The organism is Bacillota bacterium (assembly GCA_018818595.1).
GTDB lineage: Bacteria > Bacillota_I > Bacilli_A > Izemoplasmatales > Hujiaoplasmataceae > JAHIRM01.
This window is the reverse complement of sequence record JAHIRM010000026.1, coordinates 1-24,152: the sequence shown is the minus strand read 5'-3', so window position 1 is coordinate 24,152 and position 24,152 is coordinate 1. Positions and strand designations below refer to the sequence as shown.

13 protein-coding genes are annotated in these 24,152 nt (G+C 33.5%); 7 read left to right on the top strand and 6 right to left on the bottom strand.

The window, feature by feature from the left end:
- The first annotated feature begins 88 nt into the window (after nt 1–88).
- The 6 genes from KJ971_04875 (at nt 89) to KJ971_04850 (ending at nt 8,300) form a co-directional block, all read left to right on the top strand.
- On the top strand, nt 89–1,870 hold the full coding sequence (locus tag KJ971_04875; protein ID MBU1145170.1) for a carbohydrate-binding domain-containing protein: 1,782 nt from the start codon (nt 89–91) through the stop codon (nt 1,868–1,870).
- A 165-nt stretch (nt 1,871–2,035) separates the two neighbouring features.
- Nucleotides 2,036–2,395 carry a hypothetical protein gene (locus tag KJ971_04870; GenBank protein MBU1145169.1) on the top strand — a complete coding sequence of 120 codons (360 nt, stop codon included), beginning with the start codon at nt 2,036–2,038 and terminating at the stop codon, nt 2,393–2,395.
- Nucleotides 2,396–2,441: 46 nt separating this feature from the next.
- Nucleotides 2,442–3,950, top strand: a complete 1,509-nt coding sequence (locus KJ971_04865) for an energy-coupling factor transporter transmembrane protein EcfT (GenBank protein ID MBU1145168.1) — start codon at nt 2,442–2,444, stop codon at nt 3,948–3,950.
- A gap of 386 nt (nt 3,951–4,336) precedes the next feature.
- Entirely contained in the window at nt 4,337–6,919 is a 2,583-nt protein-coding gene (locus KJ971_04860) for a leucine-rich repeat domain-containing protein (GenBank protein ID MBU1145167.1), read from the top strand.
- 159 nt (nt 6,920–7,078) lie between these two features.
- Nucleotides 7,079–7,870, top strand: coding sequence for a heliorhodopsin HeR (gene heR, locus KJ971_04855; GenBank protein ID MBU1145166.1), 792 nt, complete (start codon nt 7,079–7,081; stop codon nt 7,868–7,870).
- Between the two features lie 232 nt (nt 7,871–8,102).
- Nucleotides 8,103–8,300, top strand: coding sequence for a cold shock domain-containing protein (locus KJ971_04850; GenBank protein MBU1145165.1), 198 nt, complete (start codon nt 8,103–8,105; stop codon nt 8,298–8,300).
- Between the two features lie 149 nt (nt 8,301–8,449).
- Here the strand turns inward: KJ971_04850 and KJ971_04845 are convergent, their stop codons facing one another.
- The 4 genes from KJ971_04845 to KJ971_04830 all read right to left on the bottom strand — a co-directional run bounded on the left by KJ971_04845 (nt 8,450) and on the right by KJ971_04830 (nt 18,652).
- On the bottom strand, nt 8,450–11,317 hold the full coding sequence (locus KJ971_04845; protein ID MBU1145164.1) for a leucine-rich repeat protein: 2,868 nt from the start codon (nt 11,315–11,317) through the stop codon (nt 8,450–8,452).
- 235 nt (nt 11,318–11,552) lie between these two features.
- Nucleotides 11,553–14,420 (bottom strand): leucine-rich repeat protein, encoded by a 2,868-nt coding sequence (locus tag KJ971_04840; protein ID MBU1145163.1) that lies wholly within the window; start codon nt 14,418–14,420, stop codon nt 11,553–11,555.
- A gap of 231 nt (nt 14,421–14,651) precedes the next feature.
- On the bottom strand, nt 14,652–17,510 hold the full coding sequence (locus tag KJ971_04835) for a leucine-rich repeat protein (GenBank protein ID MBU1145162.1): 2,859 nt from the start codon (nt 17,508–17,510) through the stop codon (nt 14,652–14,654).
- A gap of 341 nt (nt 17,511–17,851) precedes the next feature.
- Entirely contained in the window at nt 17,852–18,652 is an 801-nt protein-coding gene (locus KJ971_04830) for an SDR family oxidoreductase (GenBank protein ID MBU1145161.1), read from the bottom strand.
- Nucleotides 18,653–18,932: 280 nt separating this feature from the next.
- Here KJ971_04830 and KJ971_04825 point away from each other — a divergent pair, with 280 nt between their 5' ends.
- Nucleotides 18,933–20,051: a GGDEF domain-containing protein gene (locus tag KJ971_04825; protein ID MBU1145160.1), complete on the top strand. Its 1,119-nt coding sequence runs from the start codon at nt 18,933–18,935 to the stop codon at nt 20,049–20,051.
- 483 nt (nt 20,052–20,534) lie between these two features.
- Here KJ971_04825 and KJ971_04820 read toward each other — a convergent pair whose 3' ends face one another.
- Both KJ971_04820 and KJ971_04815 read right to left on the bottom strand, forming a co-directional pair.
- Nucleotides 20,535–21,077, bottom strand: coding sequence for a DUF5011 domain-containing protein (locus KJ971_04820; protein ID MBU1145159.1), 543 nt, complete (start codon nt 21,075–21,077; stop codon nt 20,535–20,537).
- Nucleotides 21,061–23,949 (bottom strand): S8 family serine peptidase, encoded by a 2,889-nt coding sequence (locus KJ971_04815; protein MBU1145158.1) that lies wholly within the window; start codon nt 23,947–23,949, stop codon nt 21,061–21,063. Before KJ971_04815 ends, KJ971_04820 begins: the two co-directional genes overlap by 17 nt.
- Between the last annotated feature and the right edge of the window lie 203 nt (nt 23,950–24,152).

Sequence of the window (24,152 nt, the reverse complement as noted above, 5' to 3'; positions counted from 1 at the left end):
CCTATTTTGAAAAAGTAATCATTCACGAAATCTTCACGAGTTCAAAACGAAATCTACACCGAAATAGATTATGATAGAAGTAATATTTTTGAAAGGAATTGAAATGGATATGAAAAAAACAATCATGATGTTACTGTTTGCTGCAATTTCGTTTTCTTTAATAGCCTGTAAAGATGCATCTGTTGAAACCATCGCGTCTTTAACAACCTCTACACTTCCAGATATCGACTTATCCATGGACGTATCAGATGAATATTCTGACTGGGAAGAAACAGAAGTTGTTTCTTTATATTTTGATTTAGGGAATGTCGTTTCGAGTGATTATGCCGGTATTCAAGTAGGAGCCTCGACTGTTATCTTTACTCAAGCAAATACATATGTACTGAATGGGTCTTATCAAGGAACCCTCATTATTAATGCCCCCAGTCAAGAGGTAAGACTTATTTTTAATAATGTTGAAATTACGGCAAGTCAAGGAGCAGCCCTTATTATTCTTGATGCGGACAAAGTCATTTTGAGTATGCCAGAAGGAACGATTAATTCAATATCTGACTCAACGGATTACGGGTATGGGGATAGTGAACTAATGAACGTTGATGCCGCTCTTTATAGCAAATCGGATTTAGTCATAAACGGGCTTGGATTTTTAACAATTTATGCCAATTATCAAGATGGAATTAAAGCAAATGATTCTCTTGTTCTAAGTGATATCGATTTGAAGATTTATTCAGTGGATGACGCAATCAATGTTAATGATTTTGTATTAATTCAAAGCGGTGTATATAATATTGAAGCGGGTGGAGATGGTATAAAAGTATCTCACGATGATTTAGATAAAGGATACATTGCAATTTTGGATGGAGAGTTTAATCTAGAAGTTATTAACGACGGGATTCAATCCTCTTCTTATATCGTCATTGAAGGAGGTAATTTCAATATTATATCAGGAGGAGGCAGTACGGCTTTTCTAAGTAGCGACCAGTCGAGTAAAGGCTTAAAGGCCAGTCTTGGGATTAGATTAAATTCAGGTGTCATTTGTATCAATTCTTCTGATGATTCACTTCATAGCGACAATTTAATATCAATTCAAGGTGGATATATTACTCTTGAAAGTGGCGATGAAGCCATACACTCTGATGATGAACTTAACATTACAAATGGAGAAATTTCTATTACGAAATCTTTTGAAGGAATGGAAGCTTTAAACATTTATATTTCAGGAGGAATCATAAATATCATTGCAACAGATGATGGAATTAACGGGGCAGACCCAGACATTGATGCAGAAGATGCACTTTCTCCAAATGAAACTCCAAGTGCACTTCTTTCAACGGCTCATATGGAAATATCGGGAGGAGTTCTTATTATCGAAGCAGAAGATGATGGAATCGACATCAACGGAACTATTTACCAAAGCGGAGGTCTCATTTTAATCAATGGACCTGTTAGTGGAATGCAAAGCGTAATTGATTATGATTTAGAGTGGGTGGTGACGGGAGGAACAATTATAGGAGTTTCTGGATATGGCGCTGAGAGTAAAACTCCATCTGAGAGTTCTACTCAAACTTGTTTGCTTTATAATACAAAATCTATACAAGCATCAGGAACCACTATTTCAGTTCAAGATTCTGATGGAAACTTCTTGTTTGCGTTTACGCCTAATAAATCATTTCAAGCAATCACAATCGTTTCATCTACTCTTGAGTTAGGACAGTCTTATACGCTTTATTTAGGAGGAACGATTACAGGAGAATTAACAGATGGATATTATATCAATCCTTTGATAGAAGACGCAAGAGTTTTGGGAAGTGTCACGATATCTTCTATTATAAATTATGTGAATGCAACCATTTTAGTTAGATCTAGATGATTTCAAAACGAACCCTCAAATAGAATGTAACATAAAAAAAAGATAAGCGAATCTAAAAGCTTTTCTTTTTTCTTTTTGCATATTGAAACTAAAATCAATTTATGATAATATTGATTCAAATTAATATTTGTTATTTAAGTATATCTTGATTTTAGGAGGTGTCCCATGAAAAAAGCAATGGAAAAAAATAACATAAAATTATCTTATATCTTTATGACTGCATTCTTTCTTTTAGTTGTTGGTTTTCAATGGGTTCGCATTTCTGGATTAAATTTAGGATACTTAAAACCAACCATTGATGTAAAAGTTACCATCATCTATTTGCTTTTCATTCTTTTTTTACCAATCGTAGTTTTACTATTTATCTATTTGTCAGGGTTATTTATTGTAACTGTTAAAATCAAAATTCCCGAAATTTCAAGTTTTAAAAATCAACTTTATAAAAACATCAGTTTATTAAATAAATATAATCCATTTAATAGAAGATTAAATATTCAAAGTAAATACAAGATTATGAGGTGTTGATTCATTGTTTGAATTTATAACAAATAAAAACGATGAAGGGAGCATCATGAAAAAAAGAATATATTTAATTATAATACCAGTAGTTATGTTTATATCGATTGTAATACTTTACAGTATTGTGCCATCGATATACAGATTCTGGTTTGTTTTTAGACATGTATTAATTTTCGCTTTAGTAGCTTATCTATTGATTTTTGGTTCATACTTTATTTACAACAAAATTATTAAACAATTTGATATTAGTAGAATCAGGTTGTGGATTTTAAGAATATTTACCATTTGTATTGTTTCATTGCTTTTGATTTTAGGAAGCAATTTTCAAATAAATTACATTGAACGATATGAAATCCCACCTCTGATTGCATGTGCATATTATGACCATTTTGACAACTTGATTTACTCTTCACAATTTGATTATATATGTCCAGTGCTTGATAACTATTCCAATACCTTTACAAGTGACAAAGAATATATTTCTTTTGACGTTACCGAAACGGCAAGTGGAGAATATACGAACTATGAATCAGTAGACAACTCAACTGTTTATATGTATACCGTGTTATCAAGTCATTTTGAATATGTATATAATGAAAATAAGAATATTGAAAAAATCACCATAGAAGCACGAGTTGTTTCGGAAGAATCCACTGAAGAAAGAGAACACACAAAAAATTACTACAGTGGATATAAGAAAGTCATAGAAAATGAATATAATCCATTGCTTGTGGTAAGCACAAATACAACGCAAGAGTATTTAGATGAAATTGATTACATTGATGCAAGTAGTTATACGGCCCCAGAGTTTTCGAATTTAGACGCAAATTGTATTGTCTATGAATCAAGTTTATCTGAAATAGAAGATCAAACTTCAGGATATGATCGATATTTAATCGATATTTCAATGACAACTTTCGAAGAAGATATTCCATCGACGTTTGTTTTTGCAAAAGGTGATGTAGAATATGTAACAGATGAAAATAGCAACCCGGATGTATTTGACATTGATTTCTATGAAAATGATCGTTATATTGACACATCCATTAATTATAAATTTAATTATAGTACAATAGAAGTAATCAAAGATTTGCCAGATATTATTAACTTTTATACAAATGACGCGGAGAATCGAATTGGAAGTTACGTATATAACACAAAGATGGATTCATTCTATTTAAACAATTACTCTCGATTACTAATTAACTTAGAAACCGGGACTTTAGTAGAAGTAGAAGATTATGTAGTCCAAGATGAACAATATTTTATCAACCGTTTTTCAACTTCTAAGATTATTGAAACAGAAATTGGCAAAAAAGTAGAATATTATTATACCTACGCATTAAGTAATGGCTCTTTTTTGTTTGGGTATAATCAAGGAGATTATTATAATGCTTTCACCTCAGAGGGAATTAACTCTACCTATAATTTTCCTTTTTCTATAAGTTTTAAGCAAATGTATGATTATAAATTCATGATGGAAGATGTAGTAAGAATTGAAACCATCAATATCTATCAAACAAATATTTTGATTGAAGGATTTAGAGAAGCTTATAAATAAAATATTAAAAACTAGAATGAAAAAATTCTAGTTTTTTTACATGAAAAACAAGACATATCTGTTTTTTAAATGAATTTAAAGCTTAAGTTCATAGGCTATTGACAACAAATTTTATCTGTGCTAATCTTATTAAAATGAATCTTAATCAAATTCAAAATGAAGAAACAAAATGATATACTAAATTATAACTTGTTTTATACCATTTTTTTTAAAAAACGCATGATGCATCGCGTTCAAATGTTGTCTTATTTTCCTTTTTATCACTAAGAACATTTGAATCAAATCTACAATCTATCTTTTGACGCATTCGGTTTTTATGATGTGTCTTTATTGTGATTAAAAAAACAATTTAAATAGAAAGAATAAAGAGAGGAAAAGCAAATAACATGAAATCAAAATTATTTTTTGGATTAGTCATACTTCTATTTGTAACAATTCTTGCTGGATGTGCTTTGGGAGGAACAACCACTACTACCACCACTACCACTTCTCAAACGACTACGACTACTTCTGCAATATCATCTTCAACTACTGTTTCGACACAGACAACCTTTACAGTAACTTTTTCGCTTGACGGAGGAACTCTTGTTTCTGGAACTCTTATTCAAAATGTGTTACCAGGCGCCACTGCTTTGGCTCCAACGATTGAAAAGGCAGGGTATTCCTTTTTAGGATGGGACTCAGGATTTTCTAATGTTACATCCAATCTTACCGTAACTCCTCTTTGGGAGGAATTGCTAGGAACAGTTGGACTGAATTATACATTAAAAGATGACGATACTTATGAAGTCGCATACTATGTAGGAACAGAAGTAGAATTAACAATACCCATGTATTACTTAGGTAAGGTAGTATCTGGAATAGGAGATAGTGCATTTTTTAATAGCCAAACTTTGACAGGTATTTCTCTTCCTGAATCCATTGTATCCATTGGGCATCAAGCCTTCTATTTTTGTAGAAATTTGATTCATATTACTCTACCTTCACACCTTGAAATAATTGGCAGTTACGCTTTTTATATGTGTATTAATTTACCTAATTTAATTTTTCCTACAACCTTAACGACTATTGAAAATTACGCATTTTCGAATACGCATAGTATTACAAGTATTAGTTTTCCAAATAGTCTAACTTCTTTAGGAGAAGGAGCCTTTAGTGCTTGCGAAGCACTCTCAAACATTACGTTTGGAACCGGACTCACTAAGCTAAGTGATGGATTATTTTTAGGCTGTTCCGCACTTTTATCGATTACGATTTCCGATCAAGTTACTGAATTAGGAACAAGTGTTTTTGCTTATTGTGAAAATCTTTTGACAATTGTTTTTCCCGACTCTATCGAAAAAGTTGGAAGTAACTTACTTGGATATAGTTCTCCATGGCTTGATAGTCAAAATGATGGAGTAGTATATATTGGCAAAGTAGCATATACCTACAAAGGAGTTATGCCAAGTTCTACTTCGCTTACTTTTAATCAAGGAACAAAAAGCATTGCGCCATATTCATTTAATGATCAATATAATTTAGTGGAAATTATCATGCCAAATTCAATCATTGAAATTGGTGAGAATGCTTTTTCTCAAGATTTTAATCTTGGCCAGATTACCTTTTCATCTGGACTCCTTCGAATTGGAAATGGAGCTTTTAATATCTGTAGTGCCATAACTTCTATTACATTTCCTGCTGGATTGGAAGAAATAGGATCTGGAGCTTTTTACTCGATTAGCGAACTTTTGACAGTAGTTTTACCAGATAGCATAAATTACATAGGCGATGGAGCGTTTTCAAACTGTACCAAACTTGTATCCATTAATTTGCCCCTAAATATCTCTTCTATCTCAGATAATCTTTTCAAAGATTGTACAAGCCTTCAATCCATTGTTATTCCAGATAACATTTATACCATCGGAGAATATGCTTTTTCTAATTGTGCAAGTCTTAGTTCATTGACATTAAGTAGCAATCTAGTAGAATTTGGCGAACGAGCTTTTTCTCATTGTGTTAATCTAACATCCATCAGTTTCGGTGGAAATGTAACAACAATTAATGAGTATGCTTTTTCTGAATGTACAAGACTCGTTAATATCACGATACCTGCTTCAGTTACCTTTTTAGGAAAAGGAGCATTTTACGGATTACGCACACTTGAAACAATCTCAGTTGATTCTTTAAATCCAAATTATGCATCCCTTAATGGAGTGCTTTTCACCAAAAATATGGAAAATTTAGTTCTTTATCCTGCAAAAAAAGCAGATGTTAGTTATTCGCTTCCATCTGGGGTAAAATACATTGAAGATGATTCCTTTTATAATTGTAAAAATCTAACCAATATTACTTTTCCAATTGGATTGGAATCCATTGGACAATATGTTTTTGATGAATGTACAGGACTTACGTCGATTGTCTTTCCGGACGGCTTACTTCACATTGGATTTCTAGCTTTTTCAAATTGCACAAATATTGCATCAATCCAATTTCCAGATAGTTTAAAAGACATTGGAACATATGCTTTTGGTAGTACGGCATGGTATAATAATCAACCAAGTGGAATGATATATGCTGGAAAAGTATTTTTAATTTATAAGGGAGAAATACCTTTAGCTACTTCAATATTGATCCTTCCAGGAACAATAGGAATTGCAGGGTCAGCCCTTTATGGACAACCTAATTTAATCGAAATCACCATTCCTCAAAGTGTAATATTTATTCAAGAATTTGCTTTTTACGATTGTGAGGCTCTTACAACTATTACCATTCCAGAAAACGTAGAATTTATTGGAAGGTACACCTTTGGAGAGTGCGCTAATCTTGAAACAGTCAATATGCTTGGAGTAACTCCTCCTGTTTTAGAATCCTGGTTAGCATTTTGGGATGTGCCATCTACTCTTAAAATTATGGTCCCAGCAACGACTCTTCAAGCATATCTAAATGCTTTTGAAGGTTGCGAAACTTACATTCAAGAAACACCATAAAGAAAGATTTAATGACATAAGAATTAAATACATAGCTAATATGATATTTTATGATACCGCCTTTTATATCGAGAGCAAATTTAAGCATTTCATTTTTCAACTTTTCATGTGTATGATATAATATTATATATATAAAACACTTTTTTAGGAGGAAATAAAATGGATTTAACTTTTCAAAAACTACGTCGATTTAATATGATAATGGGTGCACTTCATCTAATACAAGGAATATTAATGTTGTTTTTAGCTTCAACTGTCATCCAAAAGATTGGAGAATTTCAACCAATTATTACACAAAACTTTTTACAATTTAATACAATTACGCAATCATTAGAACTTGCAAGTAAAGAACTATTTCAATTACCGTTTGGAATACTTGTGGCAATGTTTTTATTACTAAGCGCAGTGGCACATGCACTAATTTCGATTCCAAATAAACTCAATAAAAAATATAATAGTGATTTGCAAAAAGGAATCAACCAATTCAGATGGTTTGAATATGCGCTAAGTTCATCGATAATGATTGTACTAATTGCGACTTTATTTGGAATTTATGATATAGCGTCTCTAATCCTAATTTTCATAGTGAACGCTAGTATGAATTTATTTGGACTTGTGATGGAACAATTAAATGCGAAAAGAGCACAAAACGAAAAAATCAATTGGGGACCATTCATTTGGGGCGCCATTGCCGGAATCGCTCCATGGATTGTTATCTTACTTTATATGTTTGGTAATGCTAATTTTGGTCAAGTTCCTTGGTTTGTATGGGCCATTGTTGGAACGTATTTTGTTGCATTTAACTCTTTTCCGGTGAATATGGTTTTACAATACAAAAAAATTGGTAAATGGAAAAACTATCTTTATGGAGAACGAGCTTACATTGTGTTAAGTTTGGTTGCGAAATCACTTCTTGCTTGGCTTGTATTATTTGGAGCAATGCAACCATAAAATTTAGATATCATCGACAAATACTTGATTAGAGATAGCTTAAATTAAGAAAAAGATTGATTTCTTTCCCACATTCAAAAATAAAAAATTATATTTCTTGCATTAATTCAAAAATAGTGTATTATAAAGTAGATATAATATAAATGTGGATTGAAATTAAGATAACGAAGTTACCTCAATTATAATGATACAATTTGTAAAAAATCAAAAATAATATAAGGAGGTAACATTCATGACTGGTAAAGTAAAATGGTTCAACGCTGAAAAAGGGTTTGGATTCATCACTGCTGAAGATGGAAAAGATATATTTGCACATTTTTCTCAAATTCAAAAAGATGGATACAAAGCTTTACAAGAAGGCGAAGCTGTTAGTTTCGATGTAACTGAAGGACAAAAAGGTCCTCAAGCATCAAACATCGTAAGTTTATAATTTACAACTAAAAAGCCGATTTCGGCTTTTTTTTATTTACATTCAAATAATTAAATTTCAAGAAATAGTAATAAAAGAAGTTGAATCAAGTCAACAAGTCATAAAAAAAGCAATCGTTAATTTAACGATTGCTTTTTATTATAGTTTCGTTAAGGTGTTGGAACCAATACCATTCTAAAAGTAGTGAAATCATTTGCAGTGCCATTTGAGCCACTAAAACAGAAATTTCCAGGACCAAGTTGTCCAAGCGATCCTCCTCGAATGAACCATGGATTTTGAGTAGTTGGAGAGATGGAACTTTGACCGCCCCATGCAAAATTTTCACCAAAGCCCCCACTTGTTTCATAGGTGGCGTCTCCTTTACTTAAAGAACCTAAAGCACTAGTTGTTAAGAAGGTATCATAGTATTTAGAATTTCCGGCAAGGATGGATAAACCATAGGCTGGATTACTTGCGTTAGAAGAAGGAAGTAAAACACTTGCTAATATTTCATTGTACCCACCGTTCATATCGTAAACACCATAGGCGTTTCCTGTAGTTGACTGATGTCCATTATATATCCAAGATGGGTCAGTGTAAGAACCTAGTAAAACATCACTTCCACCTGTTTTTGGTGCAAGAACATTTTGGCTGTTATAAATAGTAGAATAAAGAGTTGCATTTGTACTTGCGTAAGTTCGGTATCTGCCATAAACAGAAAGTGAAAGATAACTTATGGCTCCCCATTCGCTGCTTTTTGAAAGATGAGAATCGAGTTCGGTTGAATTCCAACCATAATAAGAGGCTTTTGTTTCCATTTGCCTTGCTCGAAGAAACTTAGAGTCAAGATTTCCTGTCATAAATGGTGTTACAGCTGGTACTGATTGAACTTCACCCAATATTTCAGAGGCTTGAAATTTTGCAACCCAAAAACCAGTTAGTGCTTGTTGGCCAAATGTAAACGCAGGATGACTGGTCCAAGTATGATTGGAATCAGATGCAGTACCGGTAGTTTGTAATGGAAGATTGTGAATATTATCATTTGTGCCAACTGTAAATTTGATATCGATTGATCCTGTTTTGGATTCGTTCCAACCAAGAGAAACTCGGTAGATGTAACGAGGAATCCAAACCCAATAAGATCCATCTGAACTTATAGCATTGGCCCAGCGGGAAGAACCAATATTTCCTGGATGAATTCTGTTTGGAAAGGTATCAAGGTATGCATACCATTTTGTTTCATCCCAATTTGGATTGATAGTACCGGTTTGGACATTGGTATATTTTACAATTTCATTATAATCATCATCCCAATAGACTGGGTTCATTCCAGTTAAAAGAATGGGAGGGTTGACCGCCTGCGCAAGAGAGGAATTATACCCACTGATTTTTGAAGCATAAGCACTCCAATTTGTAGATCCTTGATACAAAGTTAAACACGTAGGAAATACAAGAAGCTTCAAATAAGAAAGAGTGTTGTTAAAAGCATTTGTTCCAAGAGTTGTTATGTTAGATGTATCAGTATTTTCAAGAATTACTTCTTCAAGATTTGAAGCGTTTTCAAAGGCATTATTACCTATGGATTTAATCGATTCAGGAATCGTTATAGTCGAAAGAGTTTGATTGTTTTTAAAAGCATTGTCTCCTATTGCTACAACCGGCATCCAATCTATTTCATCTGGCACATAAAGTACTTGACTGCTTCCGGTATAAGAAGTAATGGTAACTTCATCGTTGGCTATAGTATAAGTATACTCATAGGTCATCAAAAGTTGCCAATTAATCATACGATTTTGACTGGTTTTAACCATCAAAAAGAGTTCATTGTCTGTACTCAACCCATCATCAATTAAGGTTACAACTTCTCCAGCATTTAAGCCAAGTCGATATGATATTTCCGTTGGAACATTTATATAATTCAGGTCGGTTTCAAAATCCATTAGGGTAAATCCTCTTCCCCAAGCGAAAAGTCTACCAAGACTTGTGAGTAATAGAAAACGGTCACCCATCGTGGAAATAGAGGACACTGTTTCATTTGTACTTAGATTTAATGAGGAAGTGATATCTGTTGGGTATTGAATACGGAGTTCGACTGAACCAACGCCAGCTTGTCCAAATTCATTGCCACCAAAAGAGATAAGACGGTTATTTGACGTTATAACCATTGCACTTTTCCAACCGGCCATGACATCTGAAACTGTCTCTCCAGATTGAAGGCCAAGAGTAGGATTAATTAGAATGGGAGTAAGGAAATTTTGCATTTCATCTGCGTTACCAAGAGCAAAGTTGTAACCACTTCCAATTCCGTAAAGGTTACCAAAAGAAGTAAGAATATGAACGTGAAACCCACCAAAAGTCACTTTAACAATGGTTTCTCCCGTTTGTAAAAGCGATTGAAAGGTTGTTACTTCGGTTGGTTGATTCTTATTAGTCGTTGTTCCATCTAATAGAAGACCATAATTATTATTTCCCCAAGTAAATATCCGGTTATTCGATGTAATAGCTAATGATTGACTTTCTCCAGCCGCGATCCACTCAATGGTTTCACCGATTCCTAAAGAAAAAGACGAAGTGAGATCATAAGGAGTTATTTGATCGGTATTGGTTTGATTACCCACTTGGCCAAAATCGTTGTAACCCCATGAAAGTAAGCGGTTATTAGTGGTGAGTAGTAAGTTGTGCTCAGCACGAATGCCAATCACAAATTGTTTAACGCCTTCTCCTGAAGCAAGACCGATATTTGAAGTGATGTCAATGAAAGTATCTTTGTATTTAGGCGTTGATTTTCCAAATTGACCCGTTAAATTAGACCCGATAGCGAGAAATCTTCCAGTTGAAGTCAAATAGATGCGGTGTAAGTTCCCTGAATGCATCTCTGTAATGGTCTCACCTGGATCAAGATCCATCCAAGATGTAACATCGGTGGGTGTTTCATAAATAGTAGTATCATTTCCTCCCCACAATGCAAATTGACTGCAAGATGTCATTAAAAATGCCAAACAAATCGTTATTACTGACATAAAAAAGTGTTTTACCATAGCGATTTCCCTTCTGATGTTTTACATCTATGAATAAGAGATAATAAAAAAAGAAAGTAAGAAAATATTATTATCTTTATATTAGCATTATCACAAATAAAAGAGAAGGCTCTCACGGAATATTCTTATTTAAAACATCAAATTTCAAAAAAAATGATAGATCATGTCTTTTTGAATAATCAAGATATAAAAAAAACAATCGTTAGCTTCGCGATTGTTTATTTTTATAGTTTTGTTAAGGCGTTGGGACCAGTATTGTTCTAAAAGTAACATAATTAGTTGAAGCGCCACTTGTACCACTATAACTGAAAATTCCAGTACCAAGTTGCCCGTGTGATCCTCCACGAATAAACCATGGATTTAGAGTGGTTGGCGAAATTGAATTTTGACTTCCCCAGGCTAAATTATCACCAAAATCCCCACTTGTTTCATAGGTAGCGTCTCCTTTACTTAAAGAACCTAAAGTACTAGTTGTTAAGTAGGTTTCAAAGTATTTGGAATTTCCGGCAAGGATAGATAAACCATAGGTAGGATTATCTGCACTTGAAGAAGGAAGTAATACACTTGCCATTATTTCTGTGAATCCAGCGCTCATGTCGTAAACACCATAAGGATTTCCTGTGCTTGACATCTGTACATTGTTTATCCAAGAAGCGCTACCGGAAGTACTGATTAAAAGATCACTTCCACCCGTCATTGGAGCAAGACAATATTGGTTATTATAAAGGACATCATAGAGTATTCTATTTGCAGTTGCATAGGTTCGATGTCTACCATAAACGGAAAATGAAAGATAACTTACAGCTCCCCATTCGCTGCTTTTTGAAAGATGAGAATCGAGTTCGGCTGAATTCCAGCCATAATAAGAAGTTTTCGTTTCCATTTGTCTTACTCGAAGAAACTTAGCATCAAGATTTCCTGTCACAAATGGTGCTACAGCTGGAACTGATTGAACTTCACCTGATACGTCAGAAGCTTGAAATTTTGCAACCCAGAAACCAGTTAGTTCTTGTTGACCAAACGTAAAAGCAGGATGACTGGTCCAAGTATGGTTGGAATCAGATGCAGTACCGGTAGTTTGCAATGGAAGATTGTGAATATTATCATTTGTGCCAACTGTAAATTTGATATCGATTGAACCAGTTTTGGATTCGTTCCAACCAAGAGAAACGCGGTAGATGTAACGAGGAATCCAAACCCAATAAGATCCATCTAAACTTATAGCGTTGGCCCAGTGAGAAGGACCGTTTTCTCCTGTTGTATCAGCATAAGAAAAGGTATCAATGTACGCATACCATTTCGTTTCATTCCAATTTGGATTAATAGCACCGGTTTGGACATTGGTATATTTTACAATTTCATTATGGTCATTATCCCAATAGACCGGATTCATTCCAGTTAAAAGAATGGGAGGGTTGACCGCCTGAGCAAGAGAGGAATTATACCCACTGATTTTTGAAGCATAAGCACTCCAGTTAGTGGCGCTTTGATATTGAGTTAAGAGTGTTGGAAATACAAGAAGCTTCAAATAAGAAGGAGTATTATTAAAAACATTTGTCCCAAGAGTAGTAAGATTAGTTGCATCTTTATTTTCAAGAATTATTTCTTCTAAATTCGTAGCATTTTCAAAGGCATTATTGCCAATGGATTGAACAGAAGCAGGAATCGTAATAGTCGAAAGAGTTTGATTGTTTTTAAAAGCATTGTCTCCTATTGCTACAACCGGCATCCAATCTATTTCATTTGGAACATAAAGTACTTGGTTGTTACCGGTATAAGAAGTAATCGTTACTTCATCGTTAACTGAGGTATAAGTATAATCATAGATTGCCATAAATGTCCAGTCAATCATACGATTTTGACTAGTTTTAGCCATTGAATAAGGGTCGCTATTAGAGCTCCAACCCGCGTTGATTAAGGTTACAACCTCGCCAGTATTTAAGCCTAGCTTACTTGTTATATCGGTTGGAAAGTTTAAAACATTAAGATCAGCTTCAAAATCCATTTTAGTAAATCCTCTTCCCCAAGCAAAAAGCCTTCCAAGACTTGTGAGAAGGAGAAAATGATCTCCATTTGTGGAAATAGAAGATATTGTTTCATTTGTACTAAGATTTAATAAGGAAGTGATGTCTGTTGGATAGCGAACACAGTATTCATCTGAGCCTGCCCCGGCTTGTCCAAATTCATTCCCACCAAAGGAAATGAGTCGGTTATTCGAAGTTAAAATCATTCCATTTAACCAACCATTTATGATATCAGAGATGGTTTCTCCCGATTGAAGCCCAAGAGTAGGATTAATTAGAATAGGAGTAAGTGTTTCAGAACCTTCTTCAGCGTTTCCAAGAGCGAAGTAGCTTTTCATTCCGATGCCATATAGGTTACCAAACGAGGTAAGAATATGAACATGATATGAACCAAAGACCACTTTTTCAATGGTTTCTCCCGTTTGCAAAAGTGATTGAAAAGTTGTTACTTCGGTCGGTTGATTTTTATTGGTTGTTGTTCCATCTAACAAAAGACCGTATTCATTTCTTCCCCAAGTAAATATTCGATTATTCGATGTAATAGCTAATGATTGACTTTCTCCAGCCGCAATCCACTCAATGGTTTCTCCAACTCCTAAAGAAAAAGACGAGGTGAGATCATATGGAGTTTTTTGGTCGGTATTGGTTTGATTACCCACTTGGCCATAAAAGTTATAACCCCATGCAAGCAAGCGATTATTAGTAGTGAGTAGTAAGTTAAAATCAGCACTTAGGCCTATCACCAACTGTTTAACGCCTTCTCCTGAAACAAGATGAATATTTGACGTGATGTCAATGAAAGTATCTTTGTATTGAGGAGTAGATTTTCCAAATTGACCATATTGATTATTTCCAATAGCTAAAAATCTTCCAGTTGAAGTTAAATAGATACGATGCATGTTTCCAGAATGCATCTCGGTAATGGTTTCACCTGGATCAAGATCCATCCAGGTGGTAACATCGGTTGGTGGTTCATAGACAATAGGAGTGGTACTTACCCAAAATGCGAATTGATTACACGCGGACATTAAAAAAACCAAACAAACCGTTATTATTGACAAAAAAAAGTGTTTTTTCATTGCAATTTTCCTTCCGAAATCTTACATCTTTGTTTAAAGGTTAGTAAAAAAAAGAAAGTAAAAAAATATTATTATCTATATTTTAACAGTATAACAAGTAAAAAAAAAGACTCTCACAAAATATTCTTTTTTAAAACACTAACTTCTTTTATGATTTACAATATAAAGATGTAAATTAATTTTTAAATAACGATACTTCATTAAATGAAATTTCTATTTTATATAATTATTTTAAGGTGTTGGGACCAATATTGTTCTAAAAGTAGTGTTATCATCTAAAGAACCATTTGAGCCACTAAAACTAAAATTTCCAGTTCCAAGTTGTCCGTGTGACCCTCCTCGAGTAAACCAAGGATATTGGATGGTTGGCGAAACTGATCTTTGACCACCCCAGGCTAAATTCTCACCAAGACCCCCACTTGTTTCATAGGTGGCGTCTCCTTTACTTAAAGAACCTAAAGTAGGATTTGTTAAGAAGGTATCATAGTATTTAGAGTTTCCTGCAAGGATGGACAAACCATAGGTAGGATTATCTGCACTTGAAGAAGGAAGTAAAATGCTTGCCATTATTTCTGTGAATCCAGCGCTCATGTCGAAAACACCATAAGGATTTCCAGTGGTTGACTGATATCCATTATATGTCCAAGATGGGCTACTGTAAGAACCAGTTAATTGATCACTTCCACCTGTCTTCGTCGCAAAACAATTTTCATTATTATGAAGAACAAGATAGAGAGTTCGGTTAGCAGCGGCGTAAGTTCGATACCTTCCATAAACGGAAAGTGAAAGATAACTTACGGCTCCCCATTCGCTGCTTTTTGAGATATGAGAATCGAGTTCGGTTGAATTCCAACCATAATAGGACGTTTTCGTTTCCATTTGTCTTACTCGAAGAAACTTAGAGTCGAGGTCTCCATCCATAAATGGCGTTACTGCTGGCAATGATTGAACTTCTCCTGAGACCTCTGAGGCTTGAAATTTAGCAACCCAGAAACCAGTTAGTTCTTGTTGACCAAATGTAAAAGCAGGATGACTGGTCCAAGTATGATTGGAGTCAGAAGCTGCACCAGTAGTTTGTAATGGAAGATTGTGAACACTATCATTCGTTCCAATTGTAAATTTGATATCGATTGAACCAGTTTTGGTTTCATTCCAACCAAGAGAAACGCGGTAAATGTAACGAGGAATCCAAACCCAATAAGATCCATCTAAACTTATAGCATTGGCCCAGTGAGAAAAACCATTATCTCCCGTTGTATCTGTATAAGAGAAAGTATCGAGGTATGCATACCATTTTGTTTCATCCCAATTTGGATTGATAGCACCAGTTTGGACATTGGTATATTTTACAATCTCAATAAAGTCATCATCCCAATAAACTGGATTCATTCCAGTTAAAAGAACTGGAGGGTTGACCGCCTGCGCAAGAGAGGAATTATACCCACTAATTTTCGAAGCATAAGCACTCCAATTAGAAGCACCTTGATATTGAGTTAAGCAAGAAGGAAATACAAGCAGTTTTAAATAAGAAGGAGTATTATTAAAAACATTTGTTCCAAGAGTAGTGATATGAGATGTATCAGTATTTTCAAGAATTACTTCTTCAAGATTTGAAGCATTTTCAAAAGCGTTATTGCCAATGGATTTAACAGACTCAGGAATCGTTATAGTCGAAAGAGTTTGATTGTTTTTAAAAGCATTGTCTCCTATTGCTACAACCGGCATCCAATCAATTTCTTCTGGAATATAAAGCACTTGGTTTTGCCCTAAATAAGAAGTAATCGTAACTTTATCGTTGGCTGAGGTATATGAATAATCATAGATTACCATAAGCGTCCAGTCAATCATACGGTTTTGACTAGTTTTAACCATCGAATAAGGATCGCTATGAAGGCTCCAACCTGCGTTGATTAAGGTTACAACTTCGCCTACATTTAATCCAAGCCGATTGGATATATCCGTTGGAACATTTGCATCATTTAGATCTGTTTCAAAATCCATTTTAGTAAATCCTCTTCCCCAAGCGAAAAGTCTACCAAGACTAGTGAGTAAAAGAAATTGTTCTCCATTTGTGGAAATAGAAGAAATTGTTTCATTTGTATTAAGATTTAATAAGGAAGTGATGTCTGTTGGATATTGAACTCGGTATTCATCCGATCCAGAACCCACTTGACCAGACTGATTACCTCCAAAAGAAATAAGACGGTTATTTGAAGTTAAAACCATACCACTTACCCAACCACCAATAACGTCGGTGATTGTTTCCCCTGATTGAAGTCCAAGAGTTGGATTAATTAGAATAGGAGTAAGTGAAACAGAAGCTTCTTGAGCATTTCCAAGTGCAAAGTATCCGCTCAATCCAAATCCATACAAATTGCCAAAAGAAGTAAGAACATGGGCATGCGTTGCACCATAAACTATTTTTTCAATGGTTTCTCCCGTTTGCAAAAGTGATTGAAAAGTTGTTACTTCGGTTGGTTGATTCTTATTGGTCGTTGTTCCATCTAACAAAAGACCATAATCATTTCTTCCCCAAGTAAATATCCGGTTATTCGATGTAACTGCTAGTGATTGATTCTGTCCTGAGGCAATCCACTCTATGGTTTCTCCAACTCCTAAAGAAAAAGACGAGGTGAGATCATAAGGGGTCATTTGATGAATATTGGTTTGATTTCCCACTTGACCAAAATGGTTGTAACCCCAGGCAAGTAAGCGGTTATTGGTAGTAAGTAACAAGTTGTGATCAGCATTAATGCCAATCACAAGTTGTTTAACATCTTCACCTGCAGCAAGGCCAATATTTGACGTGATGTCAATGAAAGTATCTTTGTATTGAGGCGTTGATTTTCCAAATTGACCATATTCGTTATTTCCAATAGCCAATAATCTTCCAGTTGAAGTTAAATAGATACGGTGCATGTTTCCAGAATGCATCTCAGTAATGGTTTCACCTTGATTAAGATCCATCCAGGCGGTAACGTCTGTGGGTGGTTCATAAACGATAGGGCTATTTCCTGCCAATTGCCCACAAGCAGTCATCAAAAAAACCAAGCAAATTGTCAATATTGACATAAAAAAGTGTTTTTTCATTGCAATTTCCCTTCTGATGTTTTACATCTTTGTTTAAAGGTTAGTAAAAAAAAGAAAGTAAAAAAATATTATTATCTTTATATTAGCATCATCATAAAAAAAAGAAAAGACTATCACAGAATTTTCTTTTTTAAACCACTAACTTCTGACACTACTGACTAGTTTAAACTTCTAAGTTTCATTTTGAATGTATCAATTTATTTTCATATACTAAATTATTCACTAAAAATAAAATCATCGAATCTTCTCAAAGCAGAAGAATTCGATGATTAGTTTTATAGATTTAAGAATGCTTTATAAAGCGTGAACTGTAAAAAAACAATGCTTAAGTTTTTGACTTGTTATTGAATTTGATCTTTCATCATTTTTGAAATCATTTTAATAGCTGCTTTTGGACTTAATTTATACATGAAACGCATCATTTTAGAGTCTTTTCCAGCGTAAACTTGAAATTTGTTTTTTTCCATTCCATTAATAATGATAGCTGCACAGTCAGAGGCTGGCAACATTTTCATGGCAGGTTTCTCATCTGCTTTTGGTACTGTCATGGAGACATTAGAATTTTTGGCAATATCGGTAGCAATGGCTCCTGGAAATACAATAGTAACATTTACATTTGTATCTAACAATTCAGCATATAATCCTTCAGTAAGTAATTTAATTGCCGCTTTTGAAGCACCATAAATGGATTGTCCTGGGAATGGGAAGAATCCGCCCATACTGGAAACATTTAAAACGTGACCTTCGGGACGAGTTAAAAGATGAGGTAAAAAAGCTTTTATCATATAAAGAGTACCATAAAAGTTAACGTTCATAACCATATTGATTTTACCATAATCCAAATCGTTGACTTTAATGAATGGTTGAATGATTCCTGCGTTATTTATGAGTCCGTCCACCACTTTATGCAATTCAATGATTTCTTTGGAAACTTGAGTTACGACATCTTGATTTGTAATGTCACAGACATGAATGGATAATTTTTCTTCTTTATCTGCAATTTTAGCCGTTTCTTCTAAACGTTGTTTGTTAATGTCGATTGCAGCTACAACCGCTCCTTTTGCAAGAAGTTGAAGAACAAGTTCTCTTCCTACACCACCACCTGCGCCTGTGACAACGATTACTTTACCATTTACTTTCATAAGTGAAACCTCCTATTATTTTTAAAACAAGATAAGTGAATCTATAATCAATTTTATGTTTAAATAGATTAATTGTCAAGAGTAACACATTTATATTGATTTACGAACAATATTGAAAAATATCCTTGTAAAAAGTTATAAACTTAAAAAATTAATTGATTCATTTTAATGCCGTGCATAAACTTCTAAAATGACAATATTATTTATTGTATGTAGCCTATTCACAGTTTTAAAATTATATGATATAATTTAATAACTAATAATTTAAGGAGTGATATCTTTGATTGAAATACTTGTGGATTATGATATTAATCTATTTGCGATTGTTTTATTATTAGTTTTGTACACTGTTATTAGAGTCAAACGCGATATTTATCGATATTCGACGCATTTACTTTCTGCGATTATTTGGATTACTATTCTTGCATTAATTGTTGAGCCAATCACTTGGATTTTTGATTCCTCTCAAGATAGCTTTGAACTAGCAATAAATTATATTTCTAATTACACCTTAGTTATGCTGTCGCCTATTTTAATTGGAATTTGGGGAAGTTACCTAGATTATAAGATTTTTGGAAACCGGAAACGAATTATTAAACGTCATTATTATCAGTTCTTGTCCTATATTATGTTTGTTTTTTTAATCATTAATATTTTTTATCCTATATTTTTTTATATCGATGATAATTTCAGTTACCATGTAGCCAATTTAGAATGGATAAAATACGTTATTATCTATGGAGGCCTTTTATATTTGTTAGGATTTGTTTTTATAAATCGTAAAATCATAAAAAATAATATTATTTATGGAGTAATAGCTTTCTTTTTTCTTCCGTTAGTTGGATCTGTTTTACAAATTATTGATTATCATTTGTTTTTTTCATGGACGATGCTTGCATTATCTGCAGTTGTAGTTTACATTTTTTTAGAAACTACTACAGGAATCAGGGATTATTTAACAAGGCTTTATTCTAGAAGAACTATGGAAGAATATGTATCAAATTTGTATGATAGGAATTATCACTTTACCTTAATAATGATGGATCTAAATCATTTTAAAGCTATCAATGATCAATTCGGACATCACGTAGGAGATCAAGTGCTAATAGCTTTTGCAAAGCTATTAAGAGATGTATTTAAGGAAGAGAAAATGATTGCTAGATATGGTGGAGACGAATTCATCGTCGTCATTGAGTTATTAAACAATTCATCCATAAATGAAGTTCTAAACGAAATGCGTTTGAAAATTAAAAATGATCCTTTTTTCAATACAAATGGACTTTTTGATTTTTCTTCTGGTATGAGCGTTTACAATGGACATGAGTCTTTGGATCAACTTTATATAGATGCAGACAAGCGAATGTATAAAGACAAATCTTTCATAAATAATAATAAGTAAATGATTTTATAAAAAGGGTGATATCAAAATGTATGAAATTGCCCTTTTATTATGTTTTTGATTAAGACTAAATAAATAATATAACTCTCTTTAAAAAAAAATATAATTAATTTTTAAAATAATAACACAATCATCAAAATTAAGAGTATAATGAAAGAGTATTCCCCATATATAGATTGTAACATTTCACTAGTTAAAGAATTATGTATTGGGATTCACGAAGTCAATATATTAGTTTTTGTGTCAAGATTTATTAGTATAAGTCACTAGTTATGGCAATTATTTTAGCTTTTTTATTAGCAGTTGAATTTCTTGTATTTGTATATATGGGGAATACACCTTATTTTGAATGGCTTGGATTCAGTGAAACCACATTGCTGGTTTCACATTTTTTTTACCTTAGCTTGAGGAAATTTATCTTTTGATTATAACTTGAGAAGAAAAAAAGGATTGTCATTTTTTGACAATCCTTTTTCATATCTTTTAGTCATCTATTTCGATAACATTTACGTACCGATATAAAATACTTTCGTTTCCAGAAGAATCACTTAAGTGATATTCAATAATGTATTCTCCAGGATATTCGGTCAATACATGTCCTGTCACAGAAACTTGTACATCTTCTAAGCTATTATCCGTTGAAGTGACACCTTGATCTGTCCAGTCATCTCCCACAAAAACGGTATCAATTCCTGAATTGATTGTTCCAGTCGGTGCGGTTTCATCAATGACGATAACCATTCGGGTGATTTGTTTTATGACATCTTTATAGGAAACTTGATACACAATTTCGTAAGTTCCCAAAGTGGTTGTATCGACTGTGGTTGAAATCACTTCATTTTCAACCGTAAAACCATAGGCTTTACTTTTGGCACCCATGTCGATAAAACTTGTATTAATTTCGACTGTGTCAATGCCTTCGTTTAATTCAATTGTGACATTGCTTGGATCGACGGTTGTGCAACTTACCAGAAAAAAGAAAAGAAATATAATCATAAATTTATACGATTTACGCACTCCATTCATCCTCCTTATAGGCTACAAAAAGGGTTAAAATTGTTTTAGGTTCTAAATCCGCTAAGACAAATACAAACCTACTCTTTTGGTAAAGTACTCCATCAAGTTCTACTTGATAGATGATGTGATAAACTCCTGAGGTATTACTGTCGACCGATCCTATAATTTCGATTGTACCAAGGTTTGAAGTGGCTCCAGCTTCTATATAGGAATCATGTAAAAATAGGGTTGAAAGTCCTTCGTTTAAAGCAATGATTACCGGAGAGGTTGTAGGTAGTACGTTTACAATTCTTTTAATTTCATAAACGATTTCTAAGCCAAATTTTATTTGATAAGTTATAGTGTATCTTCCTGAAATTAAAGAATTTACAACTCCAATTTTTTGCATGGAAAGTGTTGAGTCTAACAGATGAATTCCTGCATCGACAAAGGAAGAAAACTGATAAATCGTATCAACTCCATGAATTAATTCAACCGAAGAAGGAATAAAAATTTTATTAAAAACAGGGTAGATATCTATGCTTTCAGTAATAGAAGATATCTCGCTACTCCACTGGATAAATTCATAATCAAATGAAACAGTTGAGGTTTTCGTTGGAGGGGTAGGAAGTGAAAAAATTGTATCATAAATATCCGTTATGGTAAATATCACGGTTTGAAGATCAGACCCAAAAAATCTTACTGTATAAAGGATTGGCTCAAATTCTCCATATAATGTTATGTTTTCAGAAGCTGTGTCTTCTAGAAATTGTGTTGTAAGAGAAACCTCTTCAAACCAACCAGTAAATTCATATCCAGTTTTGGCAGGAATTGGTAACAAGATTTCATCATCCGGAAGGAAATACAATTGATTATACAATTCTCCATCAATCATTAAATTAATTTGAATGGCTTCGGGAAGGAACCTAGCATATAATATAAGATTGGTTTGAACTGGAAAAAGAGAATATGGATTAACAAATGAAGAATCCAGAAACCACCCAGCAAATACTTCACCCGGGTTATTCGCTTCTGGTAGAATTGGAATCTCTCCATAGTTGACAAAAATATCTTCTAATGGATCTCCTTCTGATACAAAAGAAATAAAAAGCATAATAGGAGAAAGTTTTGCATACAAGGTAATATTTGATGTTACAATTCCGGATTCATAAATTGAAGTAAATTCGCTATCTATATACCATCCTTCAAACGTATACCCTTCTATATCAATTGACGATGGATCTAAAAAGCTTAAAGCCTCTACTAAAGTACTAGAATAGACTTCATTTAAAGCCATATAGGTAATGTCATAATAAATGATTTCTTCAAATTTTGCATAAAGAGTTAAATCAGATTCTACAGGGCTCATTTCAAAAGGAACTTCAAAAGCAGAATCGAGATACCATCCTCTAAAATAAAAGCCATCAAGCAAGGTAGTAGGAAGAATAAATTCATCTTCATTTGCGACAATGATATTTGCAACTAATGAACCCTCTGTAATAAAGGAAACAGTGTGAAATGCAGAAGAATATTTCGCATATAGAACCAAATCATACGTTATCGGAGTTGAATATGAAAAAGCATTAATAAATTTAGTATCAAGATACCAGCCAACAAACACATAATTTGTTAAAGTTGGAGTATTCACTTCTGGTAAAATATTTCCGTTCAAAACAAAAACGGGTTCAACAGCAGTACCTGGACTTGTCACAAAACTCACTTCATGGTATTCATTGGTTAGAAAATCATAAGTATTAATCATGCCATAGCCAAAATACTCGTCTAGTCCTACAGCTCCTAAATCATTCGCAGAAAGTAGAACTTTTGATCTTATTTCAGATAAAGTAGCTTCTGGATAAAGACTCAGGTACAAAGCTATAATTCCAGATACATGAGGAGCAGCAAAAGACGTTCCTGAAACAGTGGCGTATCCATTATTTGGAACCGTCGTGATAATTTCAGATCCAGGAGCTACAAGGTCAATGGTATCTCCAAAATTGGAATAACTTGCAAGATTTTGATATTCATCTATGGCTCCAACGGATAGCGAGTTTTCAAACGCAGCCGGATATAAAGGTTCATCAGTTCCATCGTTTCCGGAGGCAGCAACAACGATTACTCCTTGTTGCGTGGCATAATTGATTGCCACTTCTGTCTCAGAATTAGCATAAGATCCTCCAAGAGAAAGATTAATAATATCTGCACCCTGTTCTACCGCATAGTATATTCCTTCAATAATTTCACTGTCTTTAAAAGTACCTTCTTCAGCATTATTTGCTTTAATTACTAATAATTGAGTGTTTTGAGTAATTCCTGCAATTCCTACTGAATTGTCTTTGTTTGCGGCAATAACTCCTGCAACCATGGTTCCGTGTCCAAAATCATCAAGCACAGCAGCAAGACCAACTTGACTTGTGACGGTATTATAAGATAAAGAAGAAATTCTGCCTACAAATTCTACATGATTGCTATCAATTCCAGTATCGATGATTGCGATTAAAATAGAAGAAGAACCTTCGGTTAAAGGCCAGGAATCTATAGTCTCGGTGAGTTCTAAAGAATATTGCTGATTTAGATAGGGATCAGTTGTACTTTGCCTTGGTGGAGCAGTAATTGAAGAATAAGAGTTGTATTGAAAACCCTCACTTAATAGAAGTGACTCGTTTTGACTTTCATTGGCTTCGAAAATAGCTATATTATAACTAGTAATAGATTGTAAAGTAAGATTATACGTATCTGCTAAATCATATGCTTCATCAATGCTATCTACTTTATATATATATTCATTTGGAACAACTTGAAAAGATGTAACTTCGCTGTGAAATAAACAAAAACTTATAAAACCAACAAAAAAAATCAAAAGAAGGAAACTGATGATTTTTTGATAACGATTTTTAAACATTCAATTTTCCTCCTTTTGTTAATCGTATATATATTATATACGGTTTTACCTAATAAATTATTGGTTTGTCCCTAAAATAAATGAATATATTTAATTGTAATATGAAAAACCAAATCAAAAGACATTTGATTAATCATATTTTCACTTAAAATTTGATTATTTGATAGAACTTGCCACCTTATTTACTTCTATTATAAAATGTA